The organism is Pseudomonas sp. R19M (assembly GCF_050312585.1).
GTDB classification, from domain to species: Bacteria; Pseudomonadota; Gammaproteobacteria; order Pseudomonadales; family Pseudomonadaceae; genus Aquipseudomonas; species Aquipseudomonas palleroniana.
In genome coordinates this window covers 147,169-166,892 of sequence record NZ_JBNPJV010000062.1, presented here as the reverse complement: position 1 = coordinate 166,892, position 19,724 = coordinate 147,169, and the positions used below count along the sequence as shown (strand labels likewise).

The 19,724-nt window shown below is 61.4% G+C and carries 17 protein-coding genes; 11 read left to right on the top strand and 6 right to left on the bottom strand.

Features of this window, described 5'->3' with window-relative positions; translation table 11 throughout:
• The first annotated feature begins 46 nt into the window (after positions 1 to 46).
• The 5 genes from ACQRBT_RS13230 (at position 47) to ACQRBT_RS13210 (ending at position 7,209) form a co-directional block, all read left to right on the top strand.
• A complete protein-coding gene (locus tag ACQRBT_RS13230) occupies positions 47 to 1,015 on the top strand; it encodes a FecR family protein (RefSeq protein ID WP_090368814.1) in 969 nt (322 codons plus the stop codon).
• A gap of 116 nt (positions 1,016 to 1,131) precedes the next feature.
• Positions 1,132 to 3,690, top strand: coding sequence for a TonB-dependent receptor (locus tag ACQRBT_RS13225; protein WP_412046761.1), 2,559 nt, complete (start codon positions 1,132 to 1,134; stop codon positions 3,688 to 3,690).
• 135 nt (positions 3,691 to 3,825) lie between these two features.
• Positions 3,826 to 4,434 (top strand): biliverdin-producing heme oxygenase, encoded by a 609-nt coding sequence (locus tag ACQRBT_RS13220; protein WP_060754237.1) that lies wholly within the window; start codon positions 3,826 to 3,828, stop codon positions 4,432 to 4,434.
• A gap of 95 nt (positions 4,435 to 4,529) precedes the next feature.
• Positions 4,530 to 4,931: a YbaN family protein gene (locus ACQRBT_RS13215; RefSeq protein WP_060754238.1), complete on the top strand. Its 402-nt coding sequence runs from the start codon at positions 4,530 to 4,532 to the stop codon at positions 4,929 to 4,931.
• A 139-nt stretch (positions 4,932 to 5,070) separates the two neighbouring features.
• Positions 5,071 to 7,209, top strand: coding sequence for a methyl-accepting chemotaxis protein (locus tag ACQRBT_RS13210; RefSeq protein ID WP_412046760.1), 2,139 nt, complete (start codon positions 5,071 to 5,073; stop codon positions 7,207 to 7,209).
• A gap of 44 nt (positions 7,210 to 7,253) precedes the next feature.
• Here the strand turns inward: ACQRBT_RS13210 and ACQRBT_RS13205 are convergent, their stop codons facing one another.
• Entirely contained in the window at positions 7,254 to 7,823 is a 570-nt protein-coding gene (locus ACQRBT_RS13205) for an NAD(P)H nitroreductase (protein WP_060754240.1), read from the bottom strand.
• A 139-nt stretch (positions 7,824 to 7,962) separates the two neighbouring features.
• Here ACQRBT_RS13205 and ACQRBT_RS13200 point away from each other — a divergent pair, with 139 nt between their 5' ends.
• From ACQRBT_RS13200 to ACQRBT_RS13190, 3 genes are read left to right on the top strand one after another with little or no spacing between them, the layout of a single operon-like run.
• Entirely contained in the window at positions 7,963 to 9,390 is a 1,428-nt protein-coding gene (locus tag ACQRBT_RS13200) for a di-heme oxidoredictase family protein (protein ID WP_412046759.1), read from the top strand.
• A 31-nt stretch (positions 9,391 to 9,421) separates the two neighbouring features.
• Positions 9,422 to 10,486 (top strand): imelysin family protein, encoded by a 1,065-nt coding sequence (locus ACQRBT_RS13195; RefSeq protein ID WP_060754242.1) that lies wholly within the window; start codon positions 9,422 to 9,424, stop codon positions 10,484 to 10,486.
• 2 nt (positions 10,487 to 10,488) lie between these two features.
• A complete protein-coding gene (locus ACQRBT_RS13190; protein ID WP_412046773.1) occupies positions 10,489 to 11,586 on the top strand; it encodes a DUF1513 domain-containing protein in 1,098 nt (365 codons plus the stop codon).
• A gap of 66 nt (positions 11,587 to 11,652) precedes the next feature.
• Here ACQRBT_RS13190 and ACQRBT_RS13185 read toward each other — a convergent pair whose 3' ends face one another.
• From ACQRBT_RS13185 to colR, 5 genes are all read right to left on the bottom strand, one after another.
• Positions 11,653 to 11,880 carry a hypothetical protein gene (locus ACQRBT_RS13185; RefSeq protein ID WP_090368801.1) on the bottom strand — a complete coding sequence of 76 codons (228 nt, stop codon included), beginning with the start codon at positions 11,878 to 11,880 and terminating at the stop codon, positions 11,653 to 11,655.
• A complete protein-coding gene (locus tag ACQRBT_RS13180; RefSeq protein ID WP_244385148.1) occupies positions 11,877 to 12,596 on the bottom strand; it encodes a lipopolysaccharide kinase InaA family protein in 720 nt (239 codons plus the stop codon). The genes ACQRBT_RS13185 and ACQRBT_RS13180 overlap by 4 nt, the downstream gene beginning before the upstream one ends.
• A gap of 4 nt (positions 12,597 to 12,600) precedes the next feature.
• A complete protein-coding gene (locus ACQRBT_RS13175) occupies positions 12,601 to 13,281 on the bottom strand; it encodes a class I SAM-dependent methyltransferase (protein WP_060754246.1) in 681 nt (226 codons plus the stop codon).
• Between the two features lie 189 nt (positions 13,282 to 13,470).
• Positions 13,471 to 14,751, bottom strand: a complete 1,281-nt coding sequence (locus tag ACQRBT_RS13170; protein ID WP_060754247.1) for a sensor histidine kinase — start codon at positions 14,749 to 14,751, stop codon at positions 13,471 to 13,473.
• The gene (gene colR / locus ACQRBT_RS13165; RefSeq protein ID WP_198760547.1) at positions 14,741 to 15,424 is read right to left on the bottom strand and encodes a two-component system response regulator ColR; all 684 of its coding nucleotides are present in this window, start codon (positions 15,422 to 15,424) and stop codon (positions 14,741 to 14,743) included. Before colR ends, ACQRBT_RS13170 begins: the two co-directional genes overlap by 11 nt.
• A 205-nt stretch (positions 15,425 to 15,629) precedes the next feature.
• Between colR and ACQRBT_RS13160 the strand changes: the two genes are divergently transcribed.
• The 3 genes from ACQRBT_RS13160 to ACQRBT_RS13150 all read left to right on the top strand — a co-directional run bounded on the left by ACQRBT_RS13160 (position 15,630) and on the right by ACQRBT_RS13150 (position 19,659).
• Positions 15,630 to 17,579, top strand: a complete 1,950-nt coding sequence (locus ACQRBT_RS13160) for an LTA synthase family protein (protein WP_244700414.1) — start codon at positions 15,630 to 15,632, stop codon at positions 17,577 to 17,579.
• A 90-nt stretch (positions 17,580 to 17,669) separates the two neighbouring features.
• The gene (locus ACQRBT_RS13155) at positions 17,670 to 18,368 is read left to right on the top strand and encodes a response regulator transcription factor (RefSeq protein ID WP_060754249.1); all 699 of its coding nucleotides are present in this window, start codon (positions 17,670 to 17,672) and stop codon (positions 18,366 to 18,368) included.
• Entirely contained in the window at positions 18,358 to 19,659 is a 1,302-nt protein-coding gene (locus ACQRBT_RS13150) for a sensor histidine kinase (RefSeq protein WP_090368797.1), read from the top strand. The genes ACQRBT_RS13155 and ACQRBT_RS13150 overlap by 11 nt, the downstream gene beginning before the upstream one ends.
• Positions 19,660 to 19,724 lie beyond the last annotated feature (65 nt).

Here is a 19,724-nt window from a genome sequence, read left to right as displayed (position 1 = left end):
GCTGTAGGAAAGACCAATAAAACGTGGCGAAGCCCCGAGGAACACCGTGACGGACCCGAATAAACTGCGCCCTCATGAGCTGGCTCATGAGGTGCTGCAAGATGCGGCCATGAACCAGGCGCTCGATTGGCTGGTCGCCTTGCAGTGCCCACATCCCGGGCAACAGGCCGAGTTCGACGCCTGGTTGGCCAGCGACCCGGCGCACCCGCACGCCTTCGCCAAAGCCGAGGCGGCGTGGGGTAGCGCGCCGGTGCACAGCGCCGCCGTAGCCCTGGCCGCACCTCGCAAGCCGAGTGCGTGGCGCCGCCTCAAGCCGCATTGGAAACCCTTGGCCACCGCCGCCGTGCTGCTGCTCGGACTGTTCAGCTTCAGCAATTTGCCCATGCGCCTGCAAGCCGACCACCTGACCGTCGTGGGCGAACGCCAGCGCCTGCAATTGGACGATGGCTCGAAGGTATTGCTGAATACCAATTCGGCGCTTTCCAGCAGCATCAAGGATCACCAGCGCGTCGCACGCCTGTATCAAGGCGAGGCGTTTTTCGAAGTCGTACCCAGCCGCGGCCTGCCCCTGGAGATTGATGCCGGCCCGGTGCGCGCCAGCGTGCGCGACACCGACTTCGCCGTGCGTTACCTCAATGGCGAAGCGCAGGTGCAGGTGCAACGCGGCGATGTCGACCTGAGCACCACCGCAAACGATGCCCGGGTGCGCCTGAGCGCCGGTGAAAGCATCCGCATCGGCCCCCAGGGCTTTGGCCAACCGGCCAAACTAGATGCCAGCAAGGACCTGGCCTGGGTCCAGGGCCGACTGGTGTTTGAAAACTGCCCGATGGGCGAAGTACTGGCTGAACTGCGCCGCTATTACCCAGGCTGGATCGTCAACAACAACGACAAGCTCGCCAGCGTCGCCGTCACCGGCAATTACCGGCTTGACCAGCCCTTGGACGTGGTGCGCTCCCTGGCGCACATCACCTCGGCCAAGCTTTCGGAGTACCCGGCACTGGTCATTCTGAACTAAATGAGAATTAATTTTACTCGATAGCCCGCAGTGGTACGTCTCGTCTTAGCCAATGCAACTGATTCCTATTTGGTTCAGTGCGCAACTATAAGATTCGTACCTCCGGAGCGCTCTCGATGTCCTCTCGTTTCAACCGCCGGTCTTCCTCGCCCGTCCTGTCCTTGCTGACCGCCGCCATCCTGCTGGCGGGCGCGCCCATGACGGTCGCCATGGCTGCCGAGCCCATCGCCCGCAGCCATGGCAATTACACTTTCAGTATCGAGCAGCAACCCCTGGTCTCGGCGCTGAATGCCTTTAGCGCGGTGACCGGCTGGCAGGTCGGCCTGCCGGCGGAACTGGGCCAGGGCGTATCGTCCCCCGGTGTACGCGGCCCGCTGTCAGCGGAAAAAGCCCTGGACCGGCTGTTGGTGGGGACCAACCTGAGCTACCGCAAACTGGGCAATAACACCATCGTCCTGGAAAAACGCGCAGCTGGCAGCACGCTAAATTTGCAACAGGTGACCATCAGCGCCACCCGTAATGAACAGGACGTCAACAGTGTGCCGAGCACCGTCACGGTGCATGACCGCGAGGAACTGGACCGCCAGAACGTCAGCACCATTCGCGAACTGGTGCGTTACGAACCTGGCGTCTCCGTCGGCGGCGCCGGCACCCGCTCCGGCAATGCCGGCTACAACATTCGTGGTATCGACGGTGACCGCATCCTCACCCAGGTGGACGGTGTCGAAGTCCCTGACAACTTCTTCAACGGCCCCTACGCCAAGACGCGACGCAATTATGTCGACCCGGAAATCGTCAAGCGTGTGGAAATCCTCCGCGGCCCGGCCTCGGCCCTGTACGGCAGCAGTGCGATTGGCGGCGCGGTGAGCTATTTCACCCTCGACCCGGACGACATCATCAAGCCCGGCCAGGATGTCGGTGCCCGCCTGAAAACCGGCTACAGCTCCGCCGACGATAGCTGGCTGACCTCAGGCACCGTCGCCGGCCGCATGCAGGACTTCGACGGCTTGCTGCACCTGAGCCAGCGCAATGGGCATGAAATGGAGTCCTACGACGGCAACAACGCCACCGGCCTGGCCCGCACCGGCGCCAACCCGGAAGAGGCGCGCACCACCAATGTCCTCGCCAAGCTGGGCTGGAACTATGGCGATGACAACCGCCTGGGCCTGACCTACGAGAAGTTCAAGGATGACCGCGACGTCAACCTGAAAAATGCCGTAGGCGGCCCCTTCATCGGCGGACGAGGGTTCAATCTGTACCGTGACCGGCGGGGCAACGATACCATCACCCGTGAACGCTTCGGCCTGGAAAACAGCTTGGCCCTGCAATCGCCGATTGCCGACCGCATCAAGACCAGCCTCAATTACCAGATCGCCAAGACCGACCAGACCACGGCTGAGATCTATCAGTCCGGCCGTCGCGTCCTGCGTACCCGCGATACCCTTTACGAAGAACGCCAGTGGGTGTTCGACGCCCAGTTGGACAAGGCTTTCAGCCTCGGCGAGACCGATCACCAGGTGACCTACGGCACCACGCTCAAGCAGCAGAAAGTCACCGGCTCGCGCGAAGGCTCGGCGACCTGCCTGGCCGTCGGCTCCGGCTGCACCGCCATCGGTGCGCCCAGCCCTTCCGCCGGCGACAGCGTGAAAAAGTCCAGTGACTTCCCGGACCCGACCATCAACACCTATTCGCTGTTCGCCCAGGACCAGATCTCCTGGGACAAATGGACCTTCCTGCCGGCCTTGCGCTACGACTACACCCAGCTCAAGCCCAAGCTGACCCAGGAATTCCTCAACACCGTCAACCCGACCGGCCAGGATACGGTCAACGACAAGGACAAAACCTGGCACCGCGTGACGCCCAAGTTCGGCCTGACTTACGCCCTCACCGATCAATACACCTTGTTCGGCCAGTACGCCGAGGGCTTCCGCACGCCATCGGCCAAGGCGCTGTACGGCCGCTTTGAAAACCTCAACCTGGGTTACACCGTGGAGCCCAACCCAGACCTCAAGCCGGAAACCAGCAAAGGCATTGAAACCGGGATTCGTGGCAAGTTCGACGCAGGTTCCTTCGACATCGCGGTGTTCTACAACAAGTACCGCAACTTCATCGACGAAGACAACGCCGTGGTCGGCGGCACCGTCGAACAGTTCCAGGCCGTCAATATCAAGCGTGCCACCATCAAGGGCGCGGAAGCCAAGGGTCGCCTGAACCTGGATGCTTTCGGCGCGCCTCACGGTCTGTACACCCAAGGTTCGGTGTCCTATGCCTACGGTCGTAACGACGAAACCGGCGAGCCGCTCAACAGTGTCAACCCGCTCAAGGGCGTGTTCGGCCTGGGCTACGACCAGGACAATTACGGTGGCCTGCTGAGCTGGACCCTGGTCAAACGCCAGAACCGCGTCGACAGCAGCACCTTCCACGCACCGGATGGCAACGGCCCGTTCAAGACTCCAGGCTTCGGTGTGCTCGACCTGACCGGCTACTACAAAGTCACCCGCGATGTGACCCTCAACGCCGGCCTCTACAACCTGACCGACAAGAAGTACTGGAACTGGGATGACGTACGCAGCTACGACAGCGTCGGCGAAGCCGCGGTGACCGGCCCGGCCAACCTGGACCGCCTGACGCAGCCTGGCCGCAACTTTGCGATCAACGTGATCTGGGACATCTGAGCGAAGCACCTCACCTCGCCGGCCTCAGTCGCCGGCAGGTGAGGATTTTTTACTGTGCCGCGTCTTCCTGTTCGTCTAGTTGATAACCGCTCTCTTTAGAGCCACAAGGCGCTCCCCCTCTCAAGGACTTTTTCGATGACCGCTTCCCCTACCGCAGAACGCCCAAGCCTGCGCTCCCAGCGCCTGAACCAGATCACCCACGCCCCACACGCCCAGCTCGACGCGCTGGTCAAAGCCCACGCGCCATTCGAAACCCAGGCCAACTTCGCCCGTTTCGTAGTGGCGCAATACCTGTTCCAGTCGGAATTGGTGGCCCTGTACAACGACCCGCAACTGATCGAGATCTTCCCGGACCTGGCCGAGCGCTGCCGTGCCGAAGCCGCCAGGCTGGACTTGGGCGACCTGGACACCGACGTGCCGGCACCGGTCGCAGGCGCAGTGAAGAACCCCAGCAAAGCCCAAGCCCTGGGCTGGCTGTTCGTGTCGGAAGGCTCCAAGCTGGGAGCCGCGTTCCTGATCAAGCGCGCCGTGGGCCTGGGCCTGAGTGAAACCTTCGGTGCCCGTCACCTGGGTGAACCGGCCGGTGGCCGCGCCGAAGGCTGGAAGCGCTTTACCCGCACCCTCGACGGCCTGGAATTGAACGCCGAAGAAGAGGCTGCGGCAGAAAAAGGTGCAATCGATGCATTCGTGCGCTTCACCGTGCTGCTGGAACAGGCGTACGCTAGCGCCCCCGAACTGGCCTGACGCCTGAATTGAAATGCCATCAACCTGTGGGAGGGGCTTGCTCCCTCCCACAGCTAGATCTCATTGCTCCCTGATTTTCTGTGACCCTCCCATCTATGACCGGCAAAACCCAATCCCCCTCGAAAATCGCCCGGATCCTGTTCGGCCTGCTGGCCTACGTCAGCCTGGGCATCGGGTTGGTGGCGATTGTCATACCGGGTTTGCCCACCACCGAATTCATCCTGCTCGCCGCCTGGGCCGCCACCAAAAGCTCGCCACGCCTCAGCGCCTGGCTGGAAAACCACCGGCTGTTCGGGCCGATCCTGTTCAACTGGCGCAATGGCAAGATCATCGCGCGTCGCGCCAAAGTCAGCGCCACGGTGAGCATGCTGTTGTGTGCGGGCCTGATGCTGGTGATGCTCGATCACGGCTGGCCGATCTACCTGGCGATTGCCGGAATGAGCCTGGGCAACTTGTGGATCTGGTCGCGTCCGGAACGCCTCGCAACCCCCGTCTAACGCTGCGTGTAGGGTTTTTCCTACCACTCATCGCCTCCTCCTCATGAATCACCCGACTGCGCCGATGCTCCGGATATAGCGCCGAATGGATTTGGCTTGCCTTGCTTGCATTCCAACACATTCATTCACGAGTGAACCTATGTTCGACACCCTCTCCATTCGCTTGAAAATCGTGCTGCTGTCCGGCCTGTGTCTGTTGGGGGTGATCGCGCTGGTCGTGAGCCTCAACCTCTATAACACCCATCAAAACGACCAATTAGTCAGCGACTCAAGCTCGCGCATGCTCACCTCCAGCGTGGAGCAGTTGCTGCAAGCCAAGGCCGGCGAACAAGCCGCACAATTGCAGAAAACCTTCAGCGACAGCCTGGTGGCCATTACCGCACTGGCTGACCAGATCAAGGACCTGCGCAACACCGGCGCCAAGCGCGGGCTGGAGGCTGGGGCATTGCGTGAAGAACTCAATCAGAGCCTGAAGACGGCCTTTGAACGCAACCGTGGCGTGTTGGGTGTCTGGCTCTCGTTCGAACCCAATGCCCTGGATGGCAAAGACAGCGAGTTCATCGATGACAAGGCGCGGGTGTCCAACGAAAAAGGGCGTTTCTCCAGCTATTGGAGCCGCGCCGGCGGTGAAGGCTTGAACACCATCATGGTCGAAGAGGATCTGACCAAGACCACCCTCAACCTCAGTGGCATCCCCTACAACAGCTGGTACACCTGCCCACGAGACAGCCGCAACACCTGCCTGCTTGACCCCTACGAGGACACCGTGGCCGGTAAGCCGGTGCTGATGACCACCATTTCCCTGCCGCTGATCGTGGACGGCAAAGTCATCGGCGTGATCGGCGTCGACATCGCCCTCAACGCCTTGCAAGCCAACACCGACGCCGCGCAGAAAAGCCTGTTCAACGGCGCGGCGCACCTGGAATACCTCTCCAGCACCGGTTTGATCGCAGCCTACAGCGGTGAACCCGCCAAGGTCGGCAAGAACCTGATCGATACCCTGGGTGCAGAAGGCAAAGAGATCGTGCAACTGCTGGCCACCGGCAGCCCGATGATCCGCGAACAGGACGACACGATTCGCGCCGTCTATCCGTTCAAACCGATTGCCGACGCCAAGAACTGGGGCGTACTCATCAAACTGCCCAAGAGCGTGATGCTCGCCGATAACATCAAACTGCAAGCGGTACTCGACGAAGCCCAGGCCAGCAGCCTGATCAAGACCTTGCTGATCGCCGCCGCCGCCGCGCTGCTGGGCTTGCTGCTGATCTGGCTGACCGCCACCGGCGTCACCCGCCCGATCAACAACGTGGCGGCCATGCTCAAGGATATCGCCAGCGGCGAGGGTGACCTGACCCAGCGCCTGGCGTACGCCAAGAAAGATGAACTGGGCGAACTGGCGAACTGGTTCAACCGCTTCCTCGACAAGCTGCAACCGACCATCGCGCAGATCAAGCAAAGCATCGCCGAAGCCCGTGGTACGGCAGATCAGTCATCCGAGATTGCCCGCCAGACCAGCGAAGGCATGCAAGTGCAGTTCCGCGAAATCGACCAGGTGGCCACGGCGTCCAACGAAATGAGCGCCACCGCCCACGATGTAGCCAACAGTGCCTCCAGTGCCGCCAATGCCGCACGCGGGGCTGACCAGTCGGCGCGTGAAGGCATGTCGATCATCGAGCAGAGCACCCGCGACATCACCACACTCGCCGAAGAGGTCAGCAAGGCGGTGTCTGAAGTGGAAGCCCTGGCGGTGAACAGCGAGCAGATCGGTTCGGTGCTCGAAGTGATCCGCAGCATCGCCGAACAGACCAATCTGCTGGCGCTCAACGCCGCCATCGAAGCGGCGCGGGCCGGGGAAAGCGGCCGTGGTTTTGCGGTGGTGGCCGACGAAGTGCGCAACCTGGCTAAACGCACCCAAGACTCGGTAGAGGAAATCCGCCAGGTGATCGAGCGCATCCAGAGTGGCACCCGTGGCGTGGTGGCGACCATGCATTCCAGCCAGCACCAGGCCCAGAGCAACGCCGGGCAGATCCATCAAGCCGTGCAGGCACTGGGCAAGATCAGCGATGCGGTGACGGTGATCAGCGACATGAACCTGCAGATCGCCAGCGCCGCCGAAGAGCAGAGCGCGGTGGCCGAAGAGGTCAATCGCAACGTCTCGGCGATCCGCACCGTGACTGAAGCCCTCACCGGCCAGGCGACCGAATCGGCGGCCATCAGCAGCCAGCTCAATGCGCTGGCCGGTCAACAGATGAAGTTGATGGATCAGTTCAAGGTCTGACCCCATGTGAGAGGGAGCAAGCCCCCTCCCACACTGGGATCACTTCAGACTTGGGGTCCCAGCCACGCCTGGACAAACGGCGCCACATCTTCTTTCGGCGCCGTACGCGGCGGGTTCTGCGGGGTGCCCAGGTAGAGGAAGCCAATCACTTGCTCATCCGCCGTCAGCCCCAGGCCTTTGGCGACGTGGGCCGAGTAGGACAATTCGCCGGTGCGCCACACGGCGCCAATCCCTTGGGCGTAGGCCGCCAACAGAATGCCATGGGCCGCACAGGCGGCTGCCAGCAACTGTTCTGACTTCGGCACCTTGAAGTGTTCCTGCAAGCGGGCAATCACCACCACGACCAACGGGGCACGCAACGGGCCGTTCTGGGCTTTGTCGATGACGGCTTGCGGAGCATCGGCATCTTGCAGGCGGGCGGCTTCGGCCAACAACGTGCCCATTTGCTCACGGGCGGCGCCTTCCACGGTGAGGAAACGCCATGGGCGCAACTGGCCATGGTCCGGCGCGCGCATGGCGGCGGCGAACAGCACATCGCGCTGCTCCTGGGTCGGTGCCGGCTCAAGCAAACGCGGCACGGAAACACGGTTGAGCAAAGCGTCGAGAGCCTGCATTGGCCACCTCCAGAAATAAATGTGCGGCCATTCTAGCGGGAATGAATCGGGTTCCACCAAACGATAATTGCTCTTATTCAATCTGCCCTGCCCTGTTAGACTTTGCGGCCTCATTTTCCGCCTTGTTCCAGGAAACTCGATGTTCCGTTCGTTTTTTCGCCTGTCGGCAGCGTTGATGGCCTTGAGCCTGAGCGCCTGCGATGCCCCTCCCAGGTTTACCCAGGCAGAGCCGGGGGAATCGCGGGCCGGCGGCGCGACGACGGTGAACAAGCGCGACCAGAATGCGTTTTCCCTGCCCTCAGCCAACCTGGCGCCGAGCCGTCGTCTGGATTTCAGCGTCGGTAACAGTTTTTTCCGCAGCCCATGGGTGATCGCACCGTCCACCACCACCGCGCGTGATGGCCTGGGGCCTTTGTTCAACACCAACGCCTGCCAGAACTGCCATATCAAGGACGGGCGCGGGCACCCACCGCTGCCCGACGCGCCGAATGCGGTGTCGATGCTGGTGCGCCTGTCGATTGCGCCTACGCCGATCGATGCCAAGCTTATCGAGCAACTCGGCGTGGTGCCCGAGCCTGTCTACGGCGGGCAGTTGCAAGACATGGCCGTGCCGGGCGTGGCCCCCGAAGGCAAGGTGCGAGTGGACTACACGCCGGTCAACGTCAGCTTCAAGGACGGCACGGTGGTTGAGTTGCGTAAGCCCACCTTGCAAATCACCCAGCTCGGCTACGGACCGATGCATCCAGATACACTTTTTTCAGCGCGAATCGCACCGCCGATGATCGGCCTGGGCCTGCTCGAAGCCATCAGTGACGCCGACATCCTGCGCAACACCGACGCGAAAACCGCCGACCAGGAAGCCCTCGTCGGCCGCGCCAACTGGGTGTGGGACGACGCCCAGCGCAAGACCGTCCTCGGGCGTTTCGGCTGGAAAGCCGGGCAACCCAACCTTAATCAACAAAATGTTCACGCGTTCTCTGGTGACATGGGCCTCACCACTTCCCTGAGACCCTTTGATGATTGCACGGATGCCCAGATTGCCTGCAAACAGGCCCCCAACGGCAATGGCCCCGATGGCGAGCCGGAAGTCAGCGATAACATCCTGCGCCTGGTGCTGTTTTACACGCGCAACCTTGCGGTCCCCGCACGCCGTGACGTCAATACGCCACAGGTGCTGGCCGGCAAAAACCTGTTCTACCAGGCCGGTTGCCAGGGGTGCCATAAACCGACGTTCACCACGTCCGCCTCTGCGTCCGAACCCGAACTGGCCAACCAGACGATCCGCCCCTACAGCGACCTGCTGCTGCACGACATGGGCGAAGGTCTGGCTGACCAGCGTAGCGAATTCAAGGCCGGGGGCCGCGACTGGCGCACACCCCCGTTGTGGGGCATTGGCCTGACGCAAACCGTGAGTGGCCACACCCAGTTTTTACATGACGGCCGCGCCCGCAACCTGCTCGAAGCCGTGCTGTGGCATGGCGGTGAAGCACAGGCGGCGCAACAACAGGTGTTGTCTTTCAACGCCGAGCAGCGCGCCGCGTTGCTGGCGTTCCTGAATTCTCTATAAGCTTCGCCCCAATTACAGAAGGGAGCTCTACATGTTCCGTCCCAAGTTGTTGTTCACCAGCCTGGCCGCACTCGCTCTCGGCGCCTGCTCGCCCCAGGACCCGCAAGCAGTGACCTCGGCGGCCATCGCCAAGCAAGTCATCCTGCCGACCTACAGCCGCTGGGTTGAAGCCGACCGCCAACTGGCCGTCAGCGCCCTCGCCTATTGCCAGGGCAAGGAAAGCCTGGACACCGCCCGCGCCGACTTCCTCCACGCACAAAAAGCCTGGGCCGAGTTGCAACCGCTGCTGGTCGGCCCGCTGGCCGAGGGCAACCGTTCGTGGCAGGTGCAGTTCTGGCCGGACAAGAAAAACCTGGTGGGCCGCCAGGTCGAACAACTGGTCAGCGCCCAGCCGCAGATCGACGCCGCTGCCCTGGCCAAGTCCAGCGTCGTGGTACAGGGCCTATCGGCCTACGAATACATCCTCTACGACGCCAAGACCGACGTCGCCGATCCAGCGCAAAAGGCGCGCTACTGCCCACTGCTGGTGGCGATCGGCGAGCGCCAGAAAAGCCTCGCCGAAGAGATTCTCGCCAGCTGGAACAGCACCGACGGCATGCTCGCGCAGATGACCAAGTTTCCCAACCAGCGCTACGCCGATTCCCACGAAGCCATCGCTGACCTGCTGCGTGCCCAGGTGACCGCGCTGGACACCCTGAAAAAGAAACTCGGCACGCCGATGGGCCGCCAGGCCAAGGGTATCCCGCAACCGTTCCAGGCTGACGCATGGCGCAGCCAGTCGTCCCTGCAAAGCCTGGAAACCAGCCTTGCCGCCGCGCAAACCGTCTGGGTGGGGGTCGACAACAAGGGCCTGCGCAACCTGCTGCCGTCGGAGCAAAAGCCGCTGGCCGACAAGATCGACGCCGCCTATGCCGCCGCCCTGAAACTGTTCGCCAGCAACCAGCGCACCCTCAGCGAGTTGTTGAACGATGACGCCGGGCGCCAGCAGCTCAATGACCTCTACGACAGCCTCAACGTGGTCCATCGCCTGCACGAAGGTGAGCTGGCCAAGGCGCTGGGCATCCAGCTGGGCTTCAACGCCAACGACGGTGACTGATGATGCTCAGGCGACAGGCTTTGGCGATTGGCAGCGTGCTGCTCAGCGCGCTCACGTTGGGTGGCTGGACGCTATTCAAGCAAAAGGACAAAAGCCCACTGCTGCTCTCGGCACGCGATGATGCCGAGGGCAAGCACTACGCGGTGGGTTTCCGCCTGGATGGCAAGCAGGTGTTTGCCACCCAGGTCGGCCAACGCTGCCACGACATCATCAACCACCCGGCGCTGCCGATTGCGCTGTTTGTGGCCCGCCGCCCGGGCACCGAGAGTTATCTGATCGACCTGCGTGATGGCGCGTTGCTGCAAACCATCACCTCGAACGCCAGCCGCCACTTCTATGGCCACGCGGTGATTCACCGGAGCGGCGAATGGCTGTATGCCACCGAGAACGACACCTCCGATCCCGGCCGCGGCCTGCTCGGCGTCTACCGGTTCGAAGGTGAGCGCCTGGTGCACAGCGGCGAGATCTCCACCCACGGCATTGGCCCGCACCAGGTGTCGTGGATGCCCGACGGCGAAACCCTGGTGGTGGCCAACGGCGGTATTCGCACCGAAGCCGAAAGCCGGGTGGAGATGAACCTCAACGCCATGGAGCCGAGCCTGGTGCTGATGCACCGCGATGGCACGCTGATCAGCAAGGAAACCCTCGGCCAGCAGATGAACAGCGTGCGCCATATGGGCATCGCCAACGATGGCACTGTCCTCACCGGGCAACAATTCATGGGGCCTTCCCACGAACGCTCGGAACTGCTGGCGATCAAGCGGCCGGGGCAACCGTTCGTGGCGTTCCCGGTGGCCGATGAGCAATTGCAGGCCATGGGGCACTACACCGCCAGCGTCGCGGTGCACAGCCAATTGCGCCTGGTGGCGCTGACTGCGCCACGGGGCAATCGGTTTTTTATCTGGGATATCGACAGCGGTGAGCTGCGCCTGGACGGCCCTTTGCCCGACTGTGCCGGCGTGGGGGCAGTGGCGGATGGCTTTGTCGTCACCTCAGGCCAGGGACGCTGCCGGTTCTACGATTGCCGTCAGAAACCATTGGTCGCCACACCCTTGGAGTTACCGGCGGGGCTTTGGGATAACCACCTGCATCTGATTTGAAGGCAAAAAAAAGGGCCTCGCATCGCAAGGCCCTGTTTCGGGGGGGTGAATTTTTTAAGGTTCATCTCAACTCTGTGGCCTCATCCCTTGAGACATCCCGAACATGAACAACAGCAGATCATGATCGGGCCTTGCCTTTACGTTCGCCTTGGCGACACGCGGTAACAGGCATTGCCCGTTACCGTCCACCGCACTGAGCACTTGTGTACGAGGTTGCTCCCACGCAGCCAGGGCCAGGGCTGCAACACCCAACGCACCGACCAGAAACAAACCTCGTGCTATTTCTAGCTTCATCTGGTTAAACCCTTGATAGCGCTGCCAAACGCCGTCTCGTAAAAGTAGCTGAGTTTTTTCCAGTCGGCATCGCTCCACGACGAATGGCGACGCAGTTGCAGCATGTCGTGGGAAGCGGCCCGATAGGCGGTCAAACGCTGGCGACACTTCTCGAAGTCCAGCAGCGCAACTTCCACATTGGCCGAATCACCTTCACCCGTTACCCGCACAAAGATGTGCTTGATATACAGGCAACCGTGCTGCCAACGGCCCTTGTGCATGCGCGCCAGGGTGCCGGCCAGTTCCTTGAGCAGGCGCTCATGGACAAGCTCGCCGTACTGTTCGCGGCCACCGGCGGCATACCAGTTTTCAATCTCGTCGAAACCGTCCAGCGACGCCGTGACCAGCAGTGCTTTCCATCGGTGTTCCGGGTCGCGACGGGCTTCGCAAAACACCAGCTCCGGTACGCGTACATCGAGTAAACGCAAACCCTTGAGGGCGTCACGCTCACGTAGCACGGTCGGGCGTCCGAACGGGTGGAACCAACTGCGGTAGATGTGCCCGGTCTGGCGTTTGCTGTAGAGCAAGCGCCCATTGGGGCTGATGACCCGCTGCACACCACTTTCACCGCCACGCCGACGATTGGGTTCCTCGACCCATTCCCCTTTAAGGCGCCAGAAATAATCAAACCGCTCCTCGGGAGCTACATGACTACCTGCTACGCACTCAACTGCCATCCTGTCACCTCTTACGCAATACATAGACTCGCCACATGGCGTAGAGCGGCATGAAGTCCAGGGATTCCTGAACACGGAAACCGGCCTGCTCAAATTCTGCCTCGACAGTAGCCGCCGGTAACACAAACCGATTTTGGTAACCTTCCTGCTCACCTCTTTCGCGACGCCGGGACTCGGCGCGCTTGCGTCTCCAGGCCTTGAAATTGCCATCGACCCACAGCGAGAGGATCACGCTGTCGCGCGTCACACGCTGAAACTCCTGCAATATCGCCAGCCTATGCTCCGGATCACCAATGTGGTGCATCAAGCGCATGCAGAAAATGCTGTCGACCGAGTTGTCCGGCAAATCGATATCAAAGGCCGATGTCTGCAAAGTGCGTACCCGTTTCACCACATCCGCCGGTTGGGCGACTGTGGCGACCTTCAACATCGATGCCGAATTATCAGCGCCGATAATCACACGGTTGGGTTTTTCGGCCAGTAATGGCCAGAAGCGCCCGGCACCGCAGGGCAGGTCCAGGACCAGCCCAGGCTCACCGGCCATGGCCAGCGCACCACGCGCCAATTGCTCGTCGCGTTTGTGGGACAACCGGCGAGCCAGATTGTCCTGATGCTTGAGCAAATAATTCTGCGCGTGTTGGTCGTCGTACTTTTCGGAAAATTCGAGCTTGATCGGGGAAGGCATCTAAACATCTCCAGTTGCTGATGCCTACAACCTTAAGCAGCAAACTGTGATCGACAGGTCAACTGGTTGTGAAAAACTTGTCCTGTCCAACCCCATACATTTCAAGACTTTACAGACACAAACGGTGGCATGGGGCCATCTTCGCCGAAAAGCACGTTAACTGCCGCAGCATAGCGGCAGGCTGGCGAATCAGGGTTTGACCTGGCTCAACTCGACATGAAAGCGGCAGCCGTTGGGCTCCATGGTGCTCAGGCTGACGCTCCAGCCCTGGCTCTCGCAGATGCGTTGCACCAGCGACAAACCCAATCCAAGGCCCTCACCGCGCTTCTCGCTGCCACGCACAAAAGGCTCGAACATCGCTTCACGTTTTTCTTCCGGTATACCGACGCCGGAGTCTTCAACGATAAAACCGCTCGGCTCCAGGGTGAGGCGGATAAACCCTTGCTCGGTGTAATGCAGCGCGTTGCGCAGCAAGTTACCCATCACCGCATGCAAGAACGTGGTGTTGTAGCGGGTCGCCAAGGGGTTGCCAGGAATGTAGATCAACTCAAGCCCTTTTTGCTCGATGGGCTCGCGCCAGATACCGAGCAAGTCATCGGCCACCTGTTTGAGATTGACCTGCGGCGACATGGCAGCATCATCATGTTTGGCACGGGCGAGCATCAGGAAGGTTTGCACCAGCTCGCGCATTTCCTCACTGGCGCGGGCGATGCGCTCGACCTGGGCACGGCCGCGCTGATCAATCGCCGGGTTCTCCAGCAACAGTTCGCAGGAAGTCGCCAACACCATCAAGGGTGTGCGCAATTCATGGCTCACGTCGCTGGTAAACAACTGCTCACGGGACAACGCCTGACGCAAGCGGCCGAGCGTGGCATCGAAAGCCACCGCCAGTTCACCCACTTCATCGGCCGCATAATCCGGGGCCAACGGCGGCGCCAGGCCAAGCAACTGGTCACGATGGCGTACCTGGCGGGCCAGGCGTACCACCGGTGCCATCACCTTGCGGGCCAACACCCAACCCAGGAACACCGCCAGCGCCAGGCTGAGCACGAACCCCACCAGCACCACCGCAAACAACACGCGCTCACGCTCTTCAAAGTCGCTCTGGTCTTGCAGCAGGACATAACGCCGACCGTCGACCACTTCGACCATGGCGTGGTACGACAGCGCTTCGCGAAACACCTCATGAAAGCCTGGGTCCAGGTGTCGCAAATCCTTGGGCAGTTCGAAATCGCCGCGCCCACCGCTGAAATAGAACAACTGGTCCGGCTCCGGCCGGTGGCTCCAGTCTTCGACGCTGTCCATCAATAGCAACCGTTGCAGGTCGCCACCCAGGCCCGCCGAGATCAATTTTTCTTCCACCAGGTGCACCGTCGCAACAATGCCCATGGCGAAAGCACCCGCCACCAGCGCGCTCATCAAGGCAAAGGCGATGATGATCCGCTGGGCAAGGCTTTGCTTAAACTCCATCACGCCCCTCGGCCAGGCGGTAACCGACGCCGTGCACCGTCTGCAGCAATGGCTTGGCGAAAGGTTTATCGATCACCTGGCGCAACTGGTGAACGTGGCTGCGCAGGCTGTCGCTGTCCGGGCAGTCATCGCCCCACAGGGCTTCTTCGAGCACTTCGCGGCGCAACACATGCGGACTCTTCTGCATCAGCACCGCCAGCAACTTCAGGCCCACCGGGTTGAGCTTGAGCAGGCGCCCTTCGCGGGTGACTTCCAGGGTATCAAGATCGTAGAACAACTCGCCCACCTGCAAGGCGCGACGACCACCGCCCTGGGCACGGCGCAGCACAGCTTCAATGCGCGCAGCCAATTCGGACAAGGCGAACGGCTTGAGCAGGTAATCATCGGCACCCGACTTGAAGCCCTGCAACCGGTCATCCAACTGATCTCGGGCAGTGAGCATGATCACCGGTGTGTCACGGCGCGCGTCTTCGCGCAGGCGTTTGCACAAGGTGTAGCCATCAATGCCTGGCAGCATGATGTCGAGCACGATCAGATCGTAATGCTCGGTGGCCGCCAGGTGCAGGCCCGATAAACCGTCCTGCGCGCAGTCAACGGTATAGCCCTTGAGCCCCAGGTAGTCCGCCAGGTTGGCCAGAATATCGCGGTTGTCTTCAACCAATAGAATTCGCATGAGCAGTGTCTCCGTACTGTCGTGCCAGCCGTGCTGGCTCGCGCAGCTTAAGGCCTGGCGTGGCTCAGGGATAGACCTGTCGGACTTATCGATTAATCTTCTCAACCAACTTTATGATCTAATGAGTTTTTCACTATAGATTCACAGGTCGCCAACAAGGCCTGGCCGAAGATCATCGCCCATTAATAGAAGGATTATGCTGGACATGGGGTTTCTCAAAACCGCGCCTATGCGCTACCTGCTGCTCGTCACCGGCGCATGGTTGGTTATTTTCCTGCTCACCCGCAGCGTCCTGCTACTGACTCACCTGAGTGAAGTCGGAGGCAACGTACTGCCGGTGTTTGGCGTGGGCTTGCTGTACGACTTGGGCTTCCTGACCTATGCAGCCTTGCCGCTGGGCCTGTATTTGCTGCTTTGCCCACCGGGGCTGTGGCGCCGTCGCGGCCATCGCTGGTTCCTGCAAGCGGTGTTGACGGTCAGCCTGTTCGCCATGCTGTTTACCTCGGTGGCCGAATGGCTGTTCTGGGACGAGTTCGGCGTGCGCTTCAACTTTATCGCCGTGGATTACCTGGTGTATTCCGACGAGGTGCTGAACAACCTGCTGGAGTCTTATCCGATCGGCAAGTTGCTCAGCCTGTTGGCGATGCTGGCGGTGGTGCTGAGCGTGGCACTGCGCAAACCCTTCAACGCCGCCTTGAATGCACCGCTGCCGCCGATGCGCGGCCGCTTGCTGAGCGCCTTGAGCCTGTTGATCGCCGCCGGCCTCAGCCTGCAACTGATCAGCCAGGACAGCCCGCGTACCCAAGGCGGCAACGCCTACAAGAACGAACTGGCGAGCAATGGCCCGTATCAGTTTTTCGCGGCATTTCGCAATAACGAGCTGGACTACACGCAGTTCTACAAGAGCCTGCCAACCGAGGTGGTCGCCCAGCAGCTACGCACCGAACTCAGCGAGCCCAACGCGCGCTTTATCGGCAAAGACCCGCTGGATATCCGCCGTGCCATCGAGAACCCCGGCACCTTGCGCAAGCCCAATATCGTGCTGGTGACCATCGAAAGCTTCAGCGCCAAATACATGGGCAGCAACGGTGATGGGCGCAACCTTACGCCCAACCTCGATGCGCTGCGCAAGCAAAGCCTGTACTTCAATAACTTCTATGCCACCGGTACGCGTACCGACCGTGGCCTGGAAGCCATCACCCTGGCCATTCCGCCAACGCCAGGGCGCTCGATCGTCAAGCGCATAGGGCGCGAAAGCGGCTTTGCCAGCCTGGGTCAACAACTCAGCGCCATCGGCTACGACAGTGTGTTTGTCTATGGCGGGCGTGGTTACTTCGACAACATGAACGCGTTCTTCAGCGGCAATGGCTATCGGGTCGTGGACCAGAGCAGCGTGGCCGAATCGGATATCTCGTTTAAAAATGCCTGGGGCATGGCCGACGAAGACCTCTACCGGCAGACCCTGAAACTGGCCGATGCCGACTACGCCAAGCAGCAGCCGTTTCTGCTGCAATTGATGACCACGTCCAACCATCGCCCCTACACCTACCCGGACGGGCGTATTGATATCAAGTCCGGCAAGGGCCGAGACGGTGCGGTCAAATACACCGACTACGCCATCGGCCAGTTCCTTGAGGCCGCACGCCAGAAGCCCTGGTTCGATAACACGATCTTCGTGTTCGTCGCAGACCATACGGCCGGCAGCGCGGGCAAGGAAGACTTGCCGATCACCAACTACCAGATCCCCCTGTTCATCTACGCCCCGAAATTGATCGAGGCCCGGGAAACCGCGCAACTGGCCAGCCAGATCGACTTGGCGCCCACTTTGCTGGCCCTGCTCAACCTGAGCTACGAGTCCACCTTCTTTGGTCGCAACCTATTGCAAGACAGCCCATTGCCACCGCGTGTGGTGGTCGGCAACTACCAGCACCTGGGGTTGTTCGACGGCAAGGACCTGGCGATCCTCAGCCCGCGCCAAGGGTTGCGTCGCCATGATCAGGCGCTGGGTGAAAGCCAGGAGTTACGCGTGGGCAGCGATGATCCGTTGATCCAGCGGGCGATCACCTACTATCAAGCTGCCAGCTACGGTTACACACAACAACTGCTCGGCTGGAAAGCCCCCAAGAACGCGGCACCGGCGCTCACCGCCGACTGATAAACCCACGAAGTGCGCGTCCCGCCCTTGCCTCCTCCCAGGCAAGGGCGTAACACTTGCGGCCTTGCTCCGGCGACGGCCCCCTTTTTCATGTCCGACACCCTCCTGCTGATTGAAGACGACCGCCCACTGGCCGCGCTGACGGCCGAGTTCCTGCGCGCCGAAGGTTTTACCGTTGCGGTGGAGCACCGTGGCGATCATGCAGCCCAGCGCATTCTCGATGAACAGCCGGCGCTGTTGATCCTGGACGTGATGTTGCCGGGTATCGACGGCTTCACTCTGTGTCGACAGATTCGTGATCACTACCCCGGGCTGATCCTGATGATGACGGCATTGGATGAAAACGCCGAACAATTGACCGGCTTCGATGTGGGGGCGGACGACTATGTGGTCAAGCCCGTCGACCCGCTGCTGTTGCTGGCGCGTATCCGCTCACTGCTGCGCCGCCGTGCGCAAACGCCCCGCGCCACTTACCAATGGGGTAGTTTCCGATTGGACTTGAACAGCCATTTCGCTTGGCTCAAAGAAACCCCTTTGCAGTTTTCGGTGGCCGAGTTCGAATTGCTGGCGATTTTCGCCCGCCATTGCGGCGTGTTGCTGACCCGCGAAAAACTCCTCCAGAGCCTGCGGGGCCTGGAGTACGACGGGGTCAACCGCTCCATCGATATGCGCGTGTCGCGCCTGCGTAAAAAGCTGATGAACCTGGCTTGCCCGGTGACCATCCAGACGATCACGGCCCAAGGCTATCTCTTTGTCGAAATCCCACAGGACGGCCAAGATGCTGTCTAAAGTGCGCCCTTGGATGGCGGTCGTGGCGGGCACCGCTTGGGCGGCCTTGACGTGTTATCTGTTGTGGCTGTGCGCCAACGCTTCGGTGTTTGTCGGTGAAGACAGTTTTCTACGCTTGATGGCCGGGCCGGGCTACCTGGTGGCCGAGCAGCTCAAAGCCTTGCCGGCCGACCAACGCGAATCGCACATGGACACTTTGCGCGCACATTTCCAGTACCCGGTGGCACTGGTCGCGCTGGATGACGTCGAGCTGCCGCCGGAAGCCTTGGTGATGCTGGAACATCAACAGCCGGCGCTCAATAGCGACGAAGACATCACCTACTTCCCGCTGGACGATGACACCGTGATCCAGTTCGGCCCCATGTGGGGCACGGCTGAGGTCGATGACCTGCTGAAATTTCCGATTTACTGGATAACAGCAGGCGTCGCCGGCCTGCCGGTGTTACTGCTGCTCTGGCTCGGCTTACGCGCACACAGCCGGCGCACCAGCGAACTGGGCAAGCTCAATGCCTGTCTCGGTACACTGGCGCACACGCCGAATGTGATGTTGCCCGCGATGGGCAAGGAATGGGCGCCGTTGCTGCAGACGCTGCAACAACATGCCCAGGCCATCAGCGCCATGGGCGAACGCCACCGCGAAGTCTCCCAAGCGGTATCGCATGAACTGCGCACGCCCCTGGCACGCATGCGCTTTGCCCTGACCCTGCTGGGCAAAAGTGACGACCCGCCGACACGCACCCGACTTCAGGAGCGCTTGCTCACCGACGTCGAAGAACTGGAAGCCTTGGTGCGGGCCAGCCTGGCTTTCGCACGAATGGCCGGTTCTGCATCAGACCTGCACTACGAGCCCATCCGCATTCGCGAGTGGCTGCATCAGGAATTTGCCTTGCTGGACGGACATCAGCGCCACCTGAGCCTGGAGACCGACCCACCGGAGCTGGAGCTGATCGGCGACCGTGCGCTGTTGCACCTGATCGTGCGCAACCTGCTGAGCAACGCCATCACCTATGCCCGCGACCAGGTGTGTGTCAGCGCGGCCTACCATGGCCAACACCACCTGATACTGCACGTCGACGATGACGGCCCTGGCGTCGTGGCGGAAAACCGTGAAAAAATCTTCGAGCCTTTCGTACGGCTGGCCATGGGCGGTGACGCTCCAGGCGGCTTCGGCCTTGGCCTGGCGCTGGCCAAACGGGCGACGCAGTGGCACCGCGGTGAACTCTCGGTGGCCCGCAGCCCGCGGGGTGGCGCACGCCTGAGCCTGGTCCTGCCGCTGCGCCCACCTCAGTAGCGCAGCGCGTGTTACAGCCTGTGACAGCGAACAGTTCGTATCGCCCGTAACCTCGCCACCTGAAT